This window comes from Pseudomonas sp. LBUM1666, from assembly GCF_059695775.1.
Genome location: NZ_CP166789.1, coordinates 1487015 through 1504520, shown reverse-complemented (window position 1 = coordinate 1504520; position 17506 = coordinate 1487015). Strand labels below are relative to the sequence as shown.

Annotated in this window: 14 protein-coding genes, 3 tRNA genes and 1 riboswitch; of the genes, 2 read left to right on the top strand and 15 right to left on the bottom strand. The window is 58.8% G+C overall.

Annotated elements, in window-relative coordinates; all coding sequences use genetic code 11:
- Window positions 1-99 precede the first annotated feature (99 nt).
- On the bottom strand, window positions 100-1542 hold the full coding sequence (mgtE, locus tag ACA056_RS06775; RefSeq protein WP_497271414.1) for a magnesium transporter: 1443 nt from the start codon (window positions 1540-1542) through the stop codon (window positions 100-102).
- Between the two features lie 319 nt (window positions 1543-1861).
- Here mgtE and ACA056_RS06770 point away from each other — a divergent pair, with 319 nt between their 5' ends.
- Window positions 1862-2380 carry a cell envelope protein SmpA gene (locus ACA056_RS06770; protein ID WP_497271412.1) on the top strand — a complete coding sequence of 173 codons (519 nt, stop codon included), beginning with the start codon at window positions 1862-1864 and terminating at the stop codon, window positions 2378-2380.
- A gap of 19 nt (window positions 2381-2399) precedes the next feature.
- Here the strand turns inward: ACA056_RS06770 and ACA056_RS06765 are convergent.
- The 7 genes from ACA056_RS06765 to ltaE all read right to left on the bottom strand — a co-directional run bounded on the left by ACA056_RS06765 (window position 2400) and on the right by ltaE (window position 8369).
- A tRNA-Arg gene (locus ACA056_RS06765) sits at window positions 2400-2476 on the bottom strand.
- A gap of 71 nt (window positions 2477-2547) precedes the next feature.
- A tRNA-Arg gene (locus ACA056_RS06760) sits at window positions 2548-2624 on the bottom strand.
- Between the two features lie 107 nt (window positions 2625-2731).
- Window positions 2732-2822, bottom strand: a tRNA-Ser gene (locus ACA056_RS06755).
- Between the two features lie 62 nt (window positions 2823-2884).
- Window positions 2885-3073, bottom strand: a complete 189-nt coding sequence (gene csrA, locus ACA056_RS06750) for a carbon storage regulator CsrA (protein WP_002554426.1) — start codon at window positions 3071-3073, stop codon at window positions 2885-2887.
- Window positions 3074-3260: 187 nt separating this feature from the next.
- Entirely contained in the window at window positions 3261-4502 is a 1242-nt protein-coding gene (locus tag ACA056_RS06745; protein WP_247291923.1) for an aspartate kinase, read from the bottom strand.
- 91 nt (window positions 4503-4593) lie between these two features.
- Window positions 4594-7218: an alanine--tRNA ligase gene (alaS, locus tag ACA056_RS06740; protein WP_497271410.1), complete on the bottom strand. Its 2625-nt coding sequence runs from the start codon at window positions 7216-7218 to the stop codon at window positions 4594-4596.
- A gap of 146 nt (window positions 7219-7364) precedes the next feature.
- The gene (ltaE, locus tag ACA056_RS06735) at window positions 7365-8369 is read right to left on the bottom strand and encodes a low-specificity L-threonine aldolase (protein ID WP_497271408.1); all 1005 of its coding nucleotides are present in this window, start codon (window positions 8367-8369) and stop codon (window positions 7365-7367) included.
- Window positions 8370-8567: 198 nt separating this feature from the next.
- Window positions 8568-8738, top strand: a riboswitch (FMN riboswitch).
- A 102-nt stretch (window positions 8739-8840) separates the two neighbouring features.
- Between ltaE and ACA056_RS06730 the strand changes: the two genes are divergently transcribed.
- Window positions 8841-9350 carry a 6,7-dimethyl-8-ribityllumazine synthase gene (locus ACA056_RS06730; RefSeq protein WP_007943897.1) on the top strand — a complete coding sequence of 170 codons (510 nt, stop codon included), beginning with the start codon at window positions 8841-8843 and terminating at the stop codon, window positions 9348-9350.
- A 132-nt stretch (window positions 9351-9482) separates the two neighbouring features.
- On the opposite strand, the gene astE is transcribed toward ACA056_RS06730, so the two are convergent.
- The 7 genes from astE to ACA056_RS06695 all read right to left on the bottom strand — a co-directional run bounded on the left by astE (window position 9483) and on the right by ACA056_RS06695 (window position 17350).
- On the bottom strand, window positions 9483-10493 hold the full coding sequence (gene astE / locus ACA056_RS06725; protein ID WP_497271406.1) for a succinylglutamate desuccinylase: 1011 nt from the start codon (window positions 10491-10493) through the stop codon (window positions 9483-9485).
- Between the two features lie 11 nt (window positions 10494-10504).
- Complete coding sequence (locus tag ACA056_RS06720) at window positions 10505-10792, bottom strand: hypothetical protein (protein WP_033056735.1); 288 nt, start codon at window positions 10790-10792, stop codon at window positions 10505-10507.
- Window positions 10793-10812: 20 nt separating this feature from the next.
- A complete protein-coding gene (gene astB, locus ACA056_RS06715) occupies window positions 10813-12159 on the bottom strand; it encodes an N-succinylarginine dihydrolase (protein ID WP_076028317.1) in 1347 nt (448 codons plus the stop codon).
- A gap of 163 nt (window positions 12160-12322) precedes the next feature.
- Entirely contained in the window at window positions 12323-13792 is a 1470-nt protein-coding gene (gene astD, locus ACA056_RS06710; RefSeq protein ID WP_461964107.1) for a succinylglutamate-semialdehyde dehydrogenase, read from the bottom strand.
- A complete protein-coding gene (astA, locus tag ACA056_RS06705) occupies window positions 13789-14814 on the bottom strand; it encodes an arginine N-succinyltransferase (protein WP_008154313.1) in 1026 nt (341 codons plus the stop codon). The genes astD and astA overlap by 4 nt, the downstream gene beginning before the upstream one ends.
- An 82-nt stretch (window positions 14815-14896) precedes the next feature.
- Window positions 14897-15916 (bottom strand): arginine/ornithine succinyltransferase subunit alpha, encoded by a 1020-nt coding sequence (gene aruF / locus ACA056_RS06700; RefSeq protein WP_008154316.1) that lies wholly within the window; start codon window positions 15914-15916, stop codon window positions 14897-14899.
- Between the two features lie 213 nt (window positions 15917-16129).
- Window positions 16130-17350 carry an aspartate aminotransferase family protein gene (locus ACA056_RS06695; RefSeq protein ID WP_497271403.1) on the bottom strand — a complete coding sequence of 407 codons (1221 nt, stop codon included), beginning with the start codon at window positions 17348-17350 and terminating at the stop codon, window positions 16130-16132.
- Window positions 17351-17506: the final 156 nt, after the last annotated feature.

Sequence of the window (17506 nt, the reverse complement as noted above, 5' to 3'; positions counted from 1 at the left end):
TCCGAAAGTTCAAGCCAGCTTAATCGCTGGCTTTTTTTTGCTTGAAATTCGGGCATAAAAAACCCGCCGATTGATTGGCGGGTTTTTAGTGTCGATAAGTCAGAGCAGGAAGATCGTCGCCAACCCGAGAAAGATGAAGAAGCCGCCACTGTCCGTCATGGCAGTGATCATCACACTGGCGCCCATCGCAGGATCGCGCCCAAGCCGCGCCAGGGTCATGGGAATCAATACTCCCGCCAATGCCGCCAGCAACAGGTTGAGCGTCATGGCAGCGGTCATCACTACCCCCAGAGACCAACTGCCATACAGCAGATAGGCGACGACGCCGATCACACCGCCCCACACCAGACCATTGATCAAACCTACCGCCAACTCCTTGCGCATCAGGCGCGAAGTATTGCCGGTGCTGACCTGATCCAGCGCCATGGCCCGAACGATCATGGTGATCGTCTGGTTACCCGAGTTACCACCGATACCCGCCACGATCGGCATCAGTGCCGCCAATGCCACCAATTTCTCGATGGAGCCTTCGAAAAGACCGATCACCCGGGATGCGATGAACGCGGTGATCAGGTTAACTGCCAGCCAGGCCCAACGGTTACGCAGGGATTTCCAGACTGACGCAAAAATATCTTCCTCTTCACGCAGACCCGCCATGTTGAGAACTTCGTTTTCGCTCTCTTCACGAATCAGGTCGACCATTTCATCGATGGTCAGACGGCCGATCAGCTTGCCGTTCTTGTCGACTACAGGCGCCGAGATCAAGTCGTAACGTTCGAAGGCCTGAGCAGCGTCATAGGCGTCTTCGTCCGGGTGAAAACTCACCGGGTCACTGGCCATGACTTCAGAAACCTGTTTTTCCGGGTCGTTTACCAGCAATCGCTTGATTGGCAACACGCCTTTGAGGACACCGTCATAATCGACCACGAACAATTTGTCCGTGTGGCTCGGCAGCTCCTTGAGGCGCCGCAGGTAACGCAAAACTACTTCGAGACTGACATCCTCACGGATCGTCACCATCTCGAAGTCCATCAGCGCACCGACCTGCTCCTCGTCGTAGGACAACGCAGAGCGGACGCGCTCACGCTGTTGACCATCGAGGGTTTCCATCAGCTCGTGGACGACGTCTCGCGGCAGCTCGGAGGCCAGGTCAGCAAGTTCGTCGGCGTCCATGTCCTTGGCCGCAGCCAGGAGCTCGTGATCGTCCATGTCGGCGATCAGCGTTTCACGAACCGAATCGGATACTTCGAGCAGAATGTCGCCGTCGCGATCGGCCTTGACCAATTGCCAGAGCGTCAGACGATCGTCCAGCGGCAAGGCTTCAAGGATGTAGGCGACGTCGGCGGAGTGCAGATCATCGAGCTTGCGTTGCAACTCGACGAGGTTTTGCCGGTGAACCAGGTTCTCGACCCGGTCGTGATGCGGACCTTCCTGGCGGTGAGTCAGGTCTTCGACCACCCGCTGACGCTGCAGCAGCTCAACAACTTGAGCGAGGCGGTCCTGCAAGCTTTCCTGCGTTTTCTTTACTTCAACTTCAGACATAGGCGAACTCCACTCCCAGCAGCGGGGCACGCCGGAAGGATCAATCAGTCAATTCATGATTGGAAAAACGGGGTACTGAGTAACTACTGGGTAAGTCCATGGAGGTATTCCACAAGCCCCGGCGGGGCTGATGGGCGCAATGATACACCGCCCGACAGTTTTAAACGTTAAAAAATCGTGGCTGAAACAAGCGCTTGCAAGACAAACCTGAGCGTTGCCTGATCCATCAAACTGCGACGACTCATCCTGAAAAGAAAACACACCACAGCCGAAAAATGTAACGACTACCCTTCAGATGGACCGTCATGGAGGACGTTTAATGCCATCAAATGCACATTATTTTTTGTTGATCACCCTGCTCTGCCCCTCGCCCTGGGCGCTTGCCACGACCGTTCACCGCTGCGAGGCGGCCGACGGGCGCATTACCTTCACTACGTTGAGCTGTGAGGCCGGAGACAGCCTTTCGCTGCAGGATGTCCGCACCTTCACACCGGGAAGCGTGACCGCCCTCATGCCGGAAGCCGAGAATCGCGAAACATCAAGTATGAAAATCAAAAGGAGAGATCCGACCGTCGTCGGCAAGACCGAGGACAAATGTGGAGACCTCATCAGCGCCAGAGAGCGCCGCGAAGCGATCATCAATCAGCGGGTTGTTGCCGGCATGAGTCAGCAGGATGTCGAGAGCGCTCTTGGCAAGCCAGACAAAATCAGTATTCGCAATTCAGCCACGAGCTACCGTTACGACACCCAGCGAGGTCGTAGCGCGCACGTCGAGTTCGATGAGAGAGGATGCACCAAAGGAAAAGCCAAATCCCAGACGGCAAAAAGCCCGCGTTAAACGCGGGCTTTTTGGTGTTTGGTGCACTCGACAGGATTCGAACCTGTGACCGCTCGGTTCGTAGCCGAGTACTCTATCCAGCTGAGCTACGAGTGCATTTGTGTTTTTATACCAGATCACAACTGGTTGAAGCCAAGTCATTCACATTACTGCAGATGACTCTTAAATGGTGCACTCGACAGGATTCGAACCTGTGACCGCTCGGTTCGTAGCCGAGTACTCTATCCAGCTGAGCTACGAGTGCATTTGTTGCCGCGCATTATAGACCGTTTAATCTCTATGTAAAGCACTTTTTCTAGTAATTTCAAACACTTACCGAAGAAGCTAGATTACAACGTACTACGCAAATAATGGCGGAGAACGGGGGATTCGAACCCCCGACACCCTTTTGAGGTGTACTCCCTTAGCAGGGGAGCGCCTTCGGCCACTCGGCCAGCTCTCCGCAACACGGGGCGTATATTAACCAGCTTCTTCCCCGTTTGCAAACATAAAAAACGATAAAAATTAATGGCTTGGTTCTTCGTCCTTCTCTTTCTTTATACGCAGGTAAATTTCCTCACGGTGGACCGCAACCTCTTTCGGGGCGTTGACACCGATACGCACTTGATTTCCTTTGACGCCGAGCACGGTCACAGTGATTTCGCCATCACCAATAATCAGGCTTTCTGCGCACCGACGAGTCAGAATCAGCATACCTTTCTCCTCACGCATTTCATTTCAGGGACAACAGTCTGCAAAAAAAAGGCACTCGACCTACAACCGGAACGATCGCAGCCTACATGCCTGAGTATTGACTAGCGCGAGCAAAAGAACAGCCTCGGGTCACGCCATTCAAAAAAAACAAAAGGGCGCGGTCAGACCGCGCCCTTCGGTTAACGCATCACTCGCCCTGACGGGCCGGTGCGTCCAGTTCGAAAGCCGTGTGCAGAGCGCGCACAGCCAGTTCCAGGTACTTCTCTTCGATCACTACGGAGACTTTGATTTCCGAGGTCGAGATCATCTGGATGTTGATGCTTTCCTTGGCCAGGGATTCGAACATGCGGCTGGCAACGCCTGCGTGGGAGCGCATGCCGACACCGACGATCGATACCTTGGCAATCTTGATGTCGCCAACGACTTCACGGGCACCGATCTCGCGAGCGGTGTTTTCCAGCACGGTTTGCGCTGCCTGGAAGTCATTGCGGTGTACGGTGAAGGTGAAGTCGGTGGTGTTATCGTGCGCAACGTTCTGCACGATCATGTCGACTTCGATGTTCGCGGCACTGATCGGGCCGAGAATCTTGAATGCAACGCCCGGGGTGTCTGGCACGCCACGGATGGTCAGCTTGGCTTCATCGCGATTGAAAGCGATGCCGGAAATGATCGGCTGTTCCATGGTTTCCTCTTCATCAATAGTAATGAGGGTGCCCGGACCCTCCTTGAAGCTGTGCAGTACGCGCAGCGGAACGTTGTACTTTCCGGCGAATTCCACCGCACGGATCTGCAACACCTTGGAACCGAGGCTGGCCATTTCCAGCATCTCTTCGAAGGTAATCTTGTCCAGGCGCTGAGCCACGGACACCACACGCGGGTCGGTGGTGTAGACGCCGTCGACATCGGTGTAGATCTGGCATTCGTCAGCCTTCAAGGCCGCCGCCAGCGCCACGCCGGTGGTGTCGGAACCGCCACGACCGAGGGTGGTGATGTTGCCGTGCTCGTCGACGCCCTGGAAACCGGCGACAACAACCACACGACCTGCCTTCAGATCGCCACGAATCTTCTGGTCATCAATCTGCAAGATACGCGCTTTATTGTGCGCACTGTCCGTCAGAATCCGCACCTGGTTGCCGGTATAGGACACCGCTGGCACGCCGCGCTTGATCAGCGCCATGGCCAACAGTGCAATCGTCACCTGCTCACCGGTGGAGACGATCACGTCCAGCTCACGAGGAACCGGTTGGCCGTCGCCACTGATTTGCTTGGCCAGATCGATCAGACGGTTGGTTTCGCCGCTCATTGCAGACAGCACAACCACCAGGTCATCGCCGGCCTCGCGGAATTTCTTAACCTTGTCGGCGACCTGCTCGATTCTCTCGACAGTGCCGACCGAGGTGCCTCCAAATTTCTGTACGATCAAAGCCATTTCAAAGCCGCCTCTGCCCATGAAGGGCGCCCAAATAATCACTCAAACAGCTTTCCAGCCCGCCACTAGACTGCGGGCCGGACACACTGCCTTATAAACCCTGCTCTACAAATGGAACAGTCAGGGCCAATGCCGCATCCAGTGCGCCAGCGTCAGTACCACCGCCTTGCGCCATGTCTGGACGACCACCGCCCTTCCCGCCCACTGCCGCAGCGGCTTGCTTCATCAAATCACCGGCTTTGAGTTGGCCAGTCAGGTCTTTGGTTACGCCTGCAACCAGAACGACCTTTTCCTCATGGACACTGCCGAGCAGGATCACTGCGCGGCCGAGTTTGTTTTTCAGTTGATCGACCAGCGCCAGCAGCGCCTTGCCGTCCTGACCGTCCAGACGCACGGCCAGCACTTTCACGCCTTTGACATCCAGGGCAGAAGCCGACAGATCGTCGCCCGCCGCGCTGGCAGCCTTGGCCTGCAACTGCTCGAGTTGCTTCTCCAGCAGACGGTTGCGCTCCAGCACAGCCGACAGCTTGTCGATCAGGTTGTCGCGGCTACCCTTGACCAGGTTGGCCGCTTCCTTGAGTTGTTCTTCAGCAGCGTTCAAGTATGCCAGCGCCGCGGCGCCAGTGACCGCTTCGATACGACGCACGCCGGAAGCCACGCCGCCTTCGCTGACAATCTTCAGCAGGCCGATGTCGCCAGTCCGGTTAGCGTGGATACCACCGCACAACTCGACGGAGAAATCACCGCCCATGCTCAATACGCGCACGCTGTCGCCGTATTTCTCACCGAACAGCGCCATGGCGCCCTTCTGCTTGGCGGTTTCGATATCGGTTTCTTCGGTTTCAACTTCGGAATTCTTGCGAATCTCGGCGTTGACGATGTCTTCCAGCGCCTTCAACTGCTCAGGTTTGATGGCTTCGAAGTGGCTGAAGTCAAAGCGCAGGCGCTGACTGTCGACCAACGAGCCTTTCTGCTGAACGTGATCGCCCAGCACCTGACGCAATGCCGCATGCAGCAAGTGAGTCGCCGAGTGGTTCAACGAAGTCGCGTGACGCACTTCGGCATCAACATGCGTTTCTACCGGTGCGCCGATGGTCAGGCTACCCGAAGCCAGCACGCCGTGATGCAAGAAGGCGCCACCGGTTTTGGTGGTATCGCGTACGTCAAAGCGCGCGTTGCCGACCTGAAGGAAACCGCAGTCGCCGATCTGACCCCCGGATTCAGCGTAGAACGGCGTCTGGTTCAGTACGACCACACCCTCTTCGCCTTCACTGAGTACGTCGACCGACTGGCCATCTTTATAGAGACCAACGACTTTCGCCGAACCTTTAGTCGCTTCATACCCGGTGAATTCGGTGGCCACATCAACCTTGACCAGGCTGTTGTAGTCCATGCCGAAGGAGCTGGCGGAACGGGCACGGACGCGCTGGGCTTCCATTTCGCGCTCGAAGCCTTCTTCGTCGATGGTCAGGCTGCGTTCGCGAGCGATGTCGCCGGTCAGGTCCATCGGGAAACCGTAGGTGTCGTAGAGTTTGAACACTACGTCGCCCGGCACCACGTCGCCTTTGAGCTCGGCCAGATCCTGCTCGAGGATTTTCAGGCCGTGCTCCAGGGTCTTGGAGAACTGCTCTTCTTCGGCTTTCAGTACGCGCTCGATGTGCGCTTGCTGGGATTTCAGCTCAGGGAAGGCTTCGCCCATCTCGGCGACCAGTGCCGCAACGATCTGGTAGAAGAAGCTGCCCTTGGCGCCCAGCTTGTTGCCGTGACGGCAGGCGCGACGAATGATCCGGCGCAGCACGTAGCCGCGGCCTTCATTAGACGGCAGCACGCCGTCGGCAATCAGGAAACCGCACGAGCGAATGTGGTCGGCGACGACTTTCAAGGAAGCCTGATTGTCGTTGGTGCAACCGATAGCCTTGGCCGATGCACTCAGCAGGCTCTGGAACAGGTCGATTTCATAGTTCGAGTGAACGTGCTGCAGCACGGCACTGATCCGCTCCAGGCCCATACCGGTATCAACCGAAGGCGCTGGCAGCGGGTGCAACACGCCATCGGCGGTGCGGTTGAACTGCATGAACACGTTGTTCCAGATTTCAATGTAACGATCGCCGTCTTCTTCCGGCGAGCCCGGTGGACCGCCCCAGATGTCGGCGCCGTGATCGTAGAAAATCTCGGTGCAAGGACCGCACGGGCCGGTATCGCCCATGGTCCAGAAGTTGTCGGAAGCGTACGGCGCGCCTTTGTTGTCACCGATACGAACCATGCGCTCGGCCGGAACACCGATTTCCTTGGTCCAGATGTCGTAGGCCTCGTCATCGCTGGCGTAGACGGTGACCCAGAGCTTTTCTTTCGGCAGGTTCAGCCACTTGTCGGACGTCAGGAAGTTCCAGGCGTAGGTGATCGCATCGCGCTTGAAGTAATCACCGAAGCTGAAGTTACCCAGCATTTCGAAGAATGTGTGGTGACGGGCGGTATAACCGACGTTTTCCAGGTCGTTGTGCTTGCCGCCCGCGCGCACGCATTTCTGGCTGGAAACCGCGCGGGTGTACGCACGTTTTTCCTGGCCCAGGAAGCAGTCCTTGAACTGGTTCATCCCCGCGTTAGTGAACAGCAGGGTTGGGTCGTTGCCCGGAATCAAAGAGCTGGAGGCTACACGGGTGTGGCCTTGTTCTTCGAAGAAGCGAAGGAAGGCTTCACGGATTTCTGCGCTTTTCATTAGGTTCTTCCACGGAGGCTGCGGCCAAAGGCCTGTGCGAAACGTCAACAGACGAAGCGACGGCAAAGGGCCGCATTATATCGGCCCTGCGCGCGGGGTACAGCGTGTTTATACGATAGAAACGGTCAATTGGACGGCTAACGCGGTCAGTTGCGCGAAAACTCGACGAATGTCGCGACGACCTGCTCGATTTGCGCGCGGCTGACATCCATATGCGTGACCATTCTAAGACGACCGGCAGCGCTGAGCTTGATACCGCGCTCAGCGGCAAAGGCCTTGATCGCTTCGGCCTTGTCACCCATTTGCACGTAAACCATGTTGGTCTGCACCGGCTCGACCTCGTAACCCGCCGCTCGCAAGCCTTCGGCCAGCAACTGCGAATTGGCGTGGTCATCAGCCAGACGCTGAACATGGTTATCCAGCGCGTACAAACCCGCCGCCGCCAGAATCCCGGCCTGGCGCATGCCGCCGCCGACCATCTTGCGCAGGCGTCGCGCCTTAGCGATCAATTCGACCGAGCCGCACAGCACCGAACCGATCGGCGCGCCGAGGCCTTTGGACAGGCAGACCGAGACGGAATCAAAGTGCTGAGTAATTTCCCGGGCATCGACACCCAATTTGACCGCCGCGTTGTATAGCCGCGCGCCGTCCAGGTGCAGCTGCAACCCATGCTCATGGGTAAAGCTTCGAGCCTGTGCCAGATACTCCAGCGGCAAAACCTTGCCCTGCATGGTGTTTTCCAGCGCCAGCAAACGGGTGCGGGCGAAGTGGAAGTCATCCGGTTTGATCGCCGCCGCAACGTGCGCCAGGTCCAGCGAGCCGTCGGCCTGCACTTCCAGCGGCTGTGGCTGGATCGAGCCGAGCACCGCCGCGCCGCCACCTTCGTACTTATACGTGTGCGCCTGCTGGCCGACGATGTATTCGTCACCCCGTTCGCAATGAGCCATCAGGCCCAGCAAGTTGCTCATGGTGCCCGTCGGCACGAACAACGCAGCGGCAAAACCCAACCGTTTTGCCAGTTCCGCTTCCAGACGATTGACCGTCGGATCTTCGCCATAGACGTCGTCACCGGTGGCCGCAGTGGCCATCGCGTCGAGCATCCCGGCGGTCGGTTGGGTGACGGTGTCGCTGCGTAGATCGATAACGCTCATGAATCGGGCCTCGGTAAGCAGGGGAAAATCCCTTTCAGGTAGGAATTACTGCGGTCATGACAACGATTAATCAACCCCAAGCGAATGAAAAGCCCCGTCAAGTGAGCAAAAAAATCGATAGCAATCATCAGATAGCAGCAATGCACGGCTCGGAAATATGTGTTAAAAACGCTTCGCCGCCAAACTAATCTGGCGGCAAAACGTTCTCAGGGCGGGGTGCAACTCCCCACCGGCGGTAATTGCGCGCAATGCGCATAGCCCGCGAGCGCTTGGCGACAGGCACGGCAATGGCTGTGATGGCGGCAAGGTCAGCAGACCCGGTGTGATCCCGGGGCCGACGGTCATAGTCCGGATGAAGAGAGAACGGGATTGGCGCCAAAGGGCCGTCCGCCGGCATTCGTGCGAGCGTGCGTACCCTTAAATCCCATTCGATTCATATGCCCTGTTTTTTACATAAACAGGAGTCAGAACATGCAACCCACCGCAATCGATAGCAAAAGCAAAAACCATCAGGGCGAGCGCGTTGCGTTCATCCAGGCCTGCTGGCACAAGGAAATCGTCGATCAGAGCCGTAAGGGCTTTGTGGCCGAAATGATTGCTCAGGGTTATCAGGAATCGGAGATCGATTTCTTCGAAGTCGGCGGCGCCTTTGAAATTCCGCTGCACGCCAAGCTGCTGGCCAAGTCCGGTCGTTATGCCGGCATCGTCGCGGCGGGCCTGGTGGTCGACGGCGGCATCTACCGTCACGAGTTCGTCGCCCAGTCGGTGATCAGCGGCCTGATGCAGGTTCAGCTGGAGACTGAAGTGCCGGTGTTCTCGGTGGTTTTAACCCCGCACCACTTCCATGCCGGCGAAGAGCATCAGAAATTCTTCTTCGAGCATTTCGTGCATAAAGGCCAGGAAGCGGCGAAGACGTGCGCGGATACGCTGCACAAAATGCGTGCGTTGCGTCGTAGTGAGCCTCGTGCGGTAGCAGTGTAAACACTGATAAACCTGTGGGAGCGAGCCTGCTCGCGATGACGGACTGTCAGCCAACGCCCCTGTTGACTGATACACCGCTATCGCGAGCAGGCTCGCTCCCACATGGGTTTTATGTCGAGCCTGATATCGCGGTCAGGCAAGGTTTTCGTCGGTGGTCGGCACAATCAGGATGCCGGCGCGCAGGCCGTTCTTGACCTTGGGGTTCGGGAAGATGATCCGGGCACCCTCCTCCTCAATGATCCATCGGGTCTGGGCGATGTCTTCGGCCAGCAGGTAACCCACTTCCAATTCCGAAAAATTCTCGATATCCACTGGCAGGTTCAGGCGGAAGCTATCGCTGTGCTTGATGATTTCCCGCGCCACGCTGAACAACTGCAAACCGTCCAGCGCCTCTTCGGTCTGGGCCGGCTCGTTGCCTTCGATAATCTGTTTGAGGCGAGTTTCCAGCAGATCGACGTTGACCCCATCGTTCTGCCCGAATGGTCGCGCCTTGCCCAACTCAAGCGTGAAAGCCTCGGCACCGAGTTTATCGTAGGTGTAGGAACTGAAAACGATGGACGGCTTGTTTTGCAGCAGCACCGCTTCCATGCCGGCGGCGCGTAGGCGCGCCAGCTCCAGGCGTGAATGCTGACGGCCTTCTTTCCAGGGATACAGTGCGAACTGCTCGATTTTCGAACCGCGAATGGCCGTGTGCAGGTCATAGTGCAGACGGTTACGATCCGGGAGGCTGAAGAAACTCGCCGCCAGCCGCTCCAGTTCACACGCGCGCAGGGCTTCGGAGCCGCTGCTTTGTTCGTGACGGCCGTTGAACAGCCGATTGACGTCCTGCTCGACGAAGCGCTCGCCTTTGCGAATCGCTTCCGGGTTGCCGAACAGGAACAGAATGCGTGCGCGCGGCTTCAAGTCGCCGCGGGCAATATCGTGCAACAGGCGATCAAGCAACTCGATCGGTGCTGTTTCGTTGCCATGGATACCGGCCGAAAGCAGCAGGTCCAGACCATTATCGCGAGCTTCAGGTGGCCGGACTTCCAGCGCACCTTCGCTCAACCAGCGCATGCGCACGCCTTCGACAGTCAGTTGAGTCTTCTCCGCCGGTTCGCGGCCGGCGAGGGTCAGTTCAAGCAATTTGCCGAGGGCGAGCATAAGCGGTTTCCTTAGTGGTCGTGCGCGCAATCCGGGCCGTGCACGTGGTCTTCGTCACCGACTTCAGCCGGTTCCATTTCCAGTTGCAGACTTACCAGATTAGTCGCCAATGGGCGCAGCAGCAGGTTTGCGTATTCAGCGTCACCTTCTTCGACGTCCACGCCGATCAGCAATTGGCCGCGGCCGTCTTGCTGAATCCACAGCTCTTTGCCTTGCCACATGACCGCGACGCGGGTGCAGGAAGTTTCCAGTTGCGTGCCGTCGGTGTCTTCAAGGATCAGCTGCAGGGTATCGCTCATGTTTTTTACGCTCTCGACGTTCAATTGATCTGGAATGGATAAACCGCGCCCAGTTTAAGGATTTGCGTCAGTTCATCCAGTGCCGTCCGGCACTCAAGCAGCAATTGCGGGTCCGCGAGATCGTTTTCGGTCATGCGGTCGCGGTAGTGCTTGTCGACCCATTCGGTCAGCGTGCCGTACAACGGTGCCGTCATGATAACCCCTGGGTTGACGGCCGCCAGTTCGGTTTCGTTGAGCGCGACGCGCAACCGCAGGCAAGCCGGGCCACCACCGTTTTGCATGCTCTGCTTCAGATCGAACACTTTCACTTCGCGGATCAGGCCGCCGGAGCTGGTCAAACCTTGCAGGTACTGCCAGACACGCTCGTTACCACGGCATTCTTCCGGCACGATCAACAGCATCGAGCCGTCAGGACGCGACAGCAGTTGGCTATTGAACAGGTAGGAACGAACGGCGTCTTCCACGGTTACCGCGGAACGCGGTACGCAGACCGACTGAAATTTCCCACCAACTTTGGCGAGCTTGCTTTGCAATTCGGCCAGCATCTGCTCGGTGTCGAGGAACGCGTCCTCGTGATAGAACAGCACCTCGCCGTTACCCACCGCGATCACATCGTTGTGGAACACGCCCTGATCGATCACCGAAGGGTTCTGCTGAGCGTAGACCACGCCGTCATCGCTCAAGCCGTGCAGGCGGGCAACCGCCTGGGAGGCTTCGAGGGTCTGGCGGGCCGGGTATTTCTGCGGTGCCGGGTAACGGGTGTCGAACGCACTGCGACCGAACACGAAGAACTCGACGCCCGCTTCGCCGTATTCACGGCAGAAACGGGTGTGGTTGGCTGCGCCTTCGTCCCCGAACTGTGCCACGGCCGGCAAGGCGGCGTGGTGAGCGAAGTGTTTCTGGTCAGCGAACATCGCCCCCAGCACGCGACTGGTGGTCGGGTGTTCAATGCTGCGGTGATATTTGCAGTTCAGGTTGGCCGCGGTGAAATGCACACGGCCATCCGCGGTGTCGGCGCTCGGGCTGACGGTGGCGGCGTTGGCCACCCACATGCTCGACGCCGAGCAACTGGCCACCAGCAACGGCATTGCATCTTTAGCCGCCTGCTCGATCACCTGAGCGTCGGTGCCGCTGAAACCCAAGCGACGCAGGGCTGCCACGTCCGGGCGTTCCTGTGGTGCCAGAACACCTTGCTGAAAGCCCATTTCCATCAGCGATTTCATCTTCGCCAGGCCTTGCAGCGCGGCTTCCTTCGGGTTCGAAGACTGCTGGCTGTTGCTCTGGGACGCGACGTTGCCGTAGGACAAACCGCCGTAGTTATGGGTCGGCCCCACTAGACCGTCAAAATTGACTTCATAGGATTTCATCAGCGAGGCTCCACGAGAATCTGTTGTTATAGGCATCTGGTAACTATTCAGTATGACCGAGGCGTGGCCATCGCCAGCAGGCTGGCTCCCACAGTGATGGCGTCGTACACAAAATGTGTGAACACCACCGAACCTGTGGGAGCCAGCCTGCTGGCGATGGGCATCACGCCATCTTAACGCCTGGCGTCAGGGTCGCTGGCAAGGTCAGGCTCGGGGTTTCCAGCGAAGCAACCGGGTAAGCGCAGTAATCTGCCGCGTAGTAGGCGCTGGCGCGGTGGTTGCCCGAAGCGCCGACACCGCCGAATGGCGCGCTGCTCGCAGCACCGGTCAGCTGTTTGTTCCAGTTGACGATACCCGCACGGCTTTCCAGCCAGAACTGCTGATAACGCGCTTCGGAATCCGAAAGCAGACCGGCCGCCAGGCCATAGTCGGTGTCGTTGGCTTCAGCGATCGCCGCCTCAAAATCAGCGTAGCGGATCACTTGCAGCAGCGGGCCGAACAGCTCTTCATCAGGGCGATCAGCCACTGCCGTTACGTCCAGAATGCCTGGGGTCAGCAAGGCGGCTTGAGCTTGAGGTTGAGTCATTTCCAGCAATGCTACTGCGCCGTTACCCAGCAAATGTTCCTGCGCATCCATCAGTGCTTTCGCAGCGCCGAGAGAAATCACCGAGCCCATGAACGGCGCCGGTTGCTGATCAAACGCGCCGACTTCAATCGTACGGCTGACCGCCACCAGACGCGCCAGCAGTGTGTCGCCCCAGGCGCCCTGCGGCACCAGCAAGCGGCGTGCACAGGTGCAACGCTGACCAGCGGAAATGAATGCCGACTGGATGATGGTGTAAACGGCAGCATCGAGGTCTGCGACCTGATCAACGACCAGCGGGTTGTTACCGCCCATTTCCAGCGCGAGGATCTTGTCCGGACGACCGGCAAACTGTTGATGCAGGTGATTGCCGGTGCGGCTGGAGCCGGTGAAAAACAAACCGTCGATGCCCGGGTTCGCCGCCAGGGCGATACCGGTCTCGCGAGCGCCTTGCAGCAGGTTCAACACGCCTGCCGGCAGACCGGCTTCGATCCAGCACTTGACCGTCAGCTCGGCGACTTTCGGCGTCAGCTCGCTGGGTTTGAACAGCACGCTATTACCGGCCAGCAGCGCCGGTACGATGTGACCGTTCGGCAGGTGACCAGGGAAGTTGTAAGGCCCGAACACCGCGACCACACCGTGTGGCTTGTGGCGCAACACGGCGGTGGCGTCGCCCAACGGGCCGCTCTTCTCGCCGGTACGTTCGCGGTAGCTCTGCACCGAGATCGCAATCTTGTTGACCATGCTGGTGACTTCGGTCGCCGCTTCCCACAAAGGCTTGCCGGTTTCCTCACCGATAGTGCGAGCCAGTTCGTCAGCGTTGTTCTTCAGCGCGGCGGCAAAAGCCTCCAGCACGGTGATGCGCTCCTCCAGGGTACGCCGGGCCCAGCTCGGGAATGCCTGGCGCGCGGCTTGCACGGCCGATTCAACCTGAGCAGTGGTAGCGCCTTCGCCGGCCCACAGCACTTGTTGGGTTACCGGGTTCAGCGACTGAAAGGCTTCACCTTGGCCGGCCAGCCATTCACCTGCGATGTATAGCGAATTCATTATTTCGACTCCCTGGCAGCGGACAACGGAACGGCGCGCACTTGATCGCCGGCGTTGAGTTGAAGACGTTTGGCGGTCAGTGGATCGACCACCAGCGTACCGGCGGCGAAACGTGCAGGAGCAGCAGTGATCCGGCAGTCTTCGCGCTTGCGGTTATGAATCAGGAACGGTGTGGCGTCGTCACCCGGCGTGCCGATGGCCAGCACCAGCGCCTGGCTGTCGCGCACTGCGCGGATCTTGCCGGTTTCGCACTCCACCGCAGGACCGGCGTCGAAGATGTCGACGTAGCCCTGATAGCTGAAGCCTTCGCTTTTAAGCATGGCTAACGCCGGCTCGGTGTCCGGATGAACCTGGCCGATCACGTTGCGCGCATCTTCCGACAGGAAGCAGGTGTAAAGCGGGAATTTCGGCATCAGTTCGGCGATGAACGCCTTGTTGCCCACGCCAGTCAGGTAGTCAGCCTGGCTGAATTCCATCTTGAAGAAGTGACGCCCCAGGCTTTCCCAGAACGGCGAACGCCCCGCTTCGTCGGACATGCCGCGCATCTCGGCGATGATCTTGTTGCCGAACAGCTGCGGGAACTCGGCGATGAACAGCATCCGCGCCTTGGCCAGCATGCGACCGTTGAGGCCAGTGCGGTAGTCGGCGTGCAGGAACAGCGAGCACAGCTCGGAGTTACCGGTCAGGTCGTTGGCCAGGAACAGCGTCGGGATTTCGCGGTAGATGTTCAACTCTTGCGAAGCGCTGACGGTCAGGCCAACCCGGAAGTTGTACCAAGGTTCACGCAGACCGACGGCACCGGCGATGGCGGAAATACCCACCACGCGACCGTCATCGTCTTCGAGCACGAACAGGTAGTCCGCATCGCCCCGCCCGGCTTCGCCGCGGAAGGTCTTCTCGGCCCAGCCGACCCGATGGGCCAGACGCTCTTCATTGGCCGGCAAGGTGGTCAGGCCGGTGCCGGTGCTACGGGCCAAGTCGATCAGAGCGGGTAAATCGCTGCTGCGTACGGGACGAACGATCATGCTATCTCCTCAAACGGGCCGCTTGCGCCACCCGTGAAACTCGCTGCTTTTTAGGCATTCTTTCTAGGCATACCAGCAGGTGTTAAACCGCCACCAGGCGCACGCTGGCACCTTCACCGACGCCCAAGGCTTCGGCCGCTTCGAGATCCAGGGTCACGGGTTTGCCCGGCGCGTAATCAAGCTCAAGCAAAACGGCGCGGTAATCCTGCAACTGGGCGTTGGCCACCAGGTACTGACGACCGGCGCCTTTGACCGGCTCGCCGATTTTCACCGGGACTACTCGGCTCTGGGCGATCGAACGGATCCCCGAGACACGGGCGTGCAGGGTCGGCCCACCGTCGAAAATGTCGATGTAGTGATCGGTCTCGAAGCCTTCGCGCATCAGTATGTCGAAGGTGATCTGCGCCCGTGGATGCACCTGGCCCATCGCCTCTTGAGCGGAGTCCGGCAGCAGCGGCACATAGATCGGGTAATGCGGCATCAACTCGGCCAGGAACGTCCGGCTCTTCAGACCGCACAGACGCTCGGCAGCGGCGTAGTTGAGGTCGAAGAAGTTACGGCCGATGGCGTCCCAGAACGGCGAATCACCATTTTCATCGCTGTAACCGACGATCTCGGTCACCACAGAATCGGCGAAACGCTCTGGATGGCTAGCCACGAACAGCAAGCGACCACGGGAGTTGAGTTCCGACCAGGCCGACCCCACCAGCTCCGGCAGCACGTAGAAACTGGTCAGCAAGCTGTTGCCGGTCAGGTCGTGGCACTGGGAGAGCACGTGGATCTTGTTATGAATCTTCAGCTCGCGAGAGGCGTGCACAAAAGTTTCATTACGGAAGCTGTAGAACGGTTCGGAATAACCGGCCGACGCAACGATGGCCGAGCAGCCCACCAGTTTGCCGGTGGCGGTGTCTTCGAGGACGAAGAAATAGCTCTCTTCACCGTTGAAGCTGACTTCGGCGGCGAACGAGGCTTCGCTTGCTGCGATCTTGTCGCTCAGGCGTTCAACGTCATCCGGCAAGGAAGTGACACCAATCGGGCTGTCCGCAGCCAGACGCTGTACCTCGCCCAGATCAGCCATTTGCGCGGGGCGCATCACCAGCATGGTGTCACTCCTTTCTCATAAAACTCTTTGAGGGAAATAGTCCAGACAGATCACTGAGACACTGTGGGAGCGAGCCTGCTCGCGATTGCGTCCTGTCAGTCAACAAAGATGTTGGCTGTCAGGCCCTCTTCGCGAGCAGGCTCGCTCCCACATTTGGTCCGGTCTGGAACAAAAATTGTTTCGACGCCTGAAACTCAGGCGCCGAAGGGCCTATCAGGCTTGAGTCAGTTTGGCCGCGGCGCGTTCGAAACGGTCCAGACCGGCATCGATATCGGCGTCTTCAACCACCAGGCTTGGCGCGAAACGAACCACGTCCGGGCCGGCTTGCAGAATCATCAGGCCTTCTTTTTCAGCGGCGTTGAAGATGTCCTTGGCCTTGCCTTTCCAGGCATCGTTCAGCACGCAACCGATCAACAAGCCCATACCACGGACCTGCGTGAACAGGCCGTACTTCTCGCCGATCTGCTCCAGGCGAGCCTTGAACTTGTCGTGCTTGGCGTTGACGCCGGCCAGCACTTCAGGGGTGTTCACCACGTCGATCACGGCTTCAGCGACAGCACACGCCAGCGGGTTGCCGCCGTAGGTGGTGCCGTGGGTGCCGACGACCAGGTGTTTGGCCAGGTCTTCGGTGGTCAGCATCGCGGCGATCGGGAAACCACCGCCCAGGCTCTTGGCGCTGGTCAGGATGTCCGGGGTCACGCCGTAATGCTGGTAGGCGAACAGCTTGCCGCTGCGGCCCATACCGGTTTGCACTTCGTCGAAAATCAGCAGCGCGTTGTGTGCGGTGCACAGTTCACGGGCGCCTTGCAGGTACTCGAGTTCGGCCGGGATCACGCCGCTCTCGCCCTGGATCGGTTCCAGAACCACAGCGCACGTCTTGTCGGAAATGGCGGCTTTCAGCGCGGCCAGATCGTTGAACGGCACGTGGGTGATACCGGTGATCTTCGGACCGAAGCCATCGGAATACTTCGACTGACCACCGACGTTCACGGTGAACAGGGTACGACCGTGGAAGCTGTTGAGCGCGGCGATGATTTCGTACTTCTCGCTGCCGAAACGATCGAAACCGACGCGACGGGCCAGCTTGAAGGCGGCCTCGTTGGCTTCGGCGCCGGAGTTGCAGAAGAACGCGCGATCGGCAAACGTGGCGTCGATCAGCTTATGGGCCAGGCGCAAGGCCGGCTCATTGGTGAAGACGTTGGACACGTGCCACAGCTTGTTCGCCTGCTCGGTCAAGGCACTGACCAGCGCCGGATGCGCATGGCCCAATACGTTAACGGCAATCCCGCCGGCGAAGTCGACCAGCTCGCGGCCAGACTGGTCCCAGACGCGGGAACCGGCGCCACGCACAGGGATGAAAGCGGCAGGCGCGTAGTTGGGAACCATTACCTGGTCGAAATCGGCGCGTTGTACCGCAGCGTGCTCAACGGACATCGGAGTCTCCTGATGAGGAACACTCGCCTGAAACTGGCGAGCGATGGGGGGATTGTAAGGACAGTTTTCAGCCCGGCCTTGCCGCCAAGCGACAACTTCTTATAGCGCAAACCCCGGTTTCAACCGGGTTTACGGCAATGCGACATATAGGGTCGC

Coding starts and splice junctions, on each gene's coding strand:
- ACA056_RS06770 (WP_497271412.1), top strand. CDS start 1,862: ATGCCATCAAATGCACATTATTTTTTGTTGATCACCCTGCTCTGCCCC.
- ACA056_RS06720 (WP_033056735.1), bottom strand. CDS start 10,792: ATGAGCGATACCCTGCAGCTGATCCTTGAAGACACCGACGGCACGCAA.
- ACA056_RS06695 (WP_497271403.1), bottom strand. CDS start 17,350: ATGTCCGTTGAGCACGCTGCGGTACAACGCGCCGATTTCGACCAGGTA.
- csrA (WP_002554426.1), bottom strand. CDS start 3,073: ATGCTGATTCTGACTCGTCGGTGCGCAGAAAGCCTGATTATTGGTGAT.
- astE (WP_497271406.1), bottom strand. CDS start 10,493: ATGCTCGCCCTCGGCAAATTGCTTGAACTGACCCTCGCCGGCCGCGAA.
- mgtE (WP_497271414.1), bottom strand. CDS start 1,542: ATGTCTGAAGTTGAAGTAAAGAAAACGCAGGAAAGCTTGCAGGACCGC.
- astB (WP_076028317.1), bottom strand. CDS start 12,159: ATGAAATCCTATGAAGTCAATTTTGACGGTCTAGTGGGGCCGACCCAT.
- ACA056_RS06730 (WP_007943897.1), top strand. CDS start 8,841: ATGCAACCCACCGCAATCGATAGCAAAAGCAAAAACCATCAGGGCGAG.
- alaS (WP_497271410.1), bottom strand. CDS start 7,218: ATGAAAAGCGCAGAAATCCGTGAAGCCTTCCTTCGCTTCTTCGAAGAA.
- aruF (WP_008154316.1), bottom strand. CDS start 15,916: ATGCTGGTGATGCGCCCCGCGCAAATGGCTGATCTGGGCGAGGTACAG.
- ACA056_RS06745 (WP_247291923.1), bottom strand. CDS start 4,502: ATGGCTTTGATCGTACAGAAATTTGGAGGCACCTCGGTCGGCACTGTC.
- ltaE (WP_497271408.1), bottom strand. CDS start 8,369: ATGAGCGTTATCGATCTACGCAGCGACACCGTCACCCAACCGACCGCC.
- astA (WP_008154313.1), bottom strand. CDS start 14,814: ATGATCGTTCGTCCCGTACGCAGCAGCGATTTACCCGCTCTGATCGAC.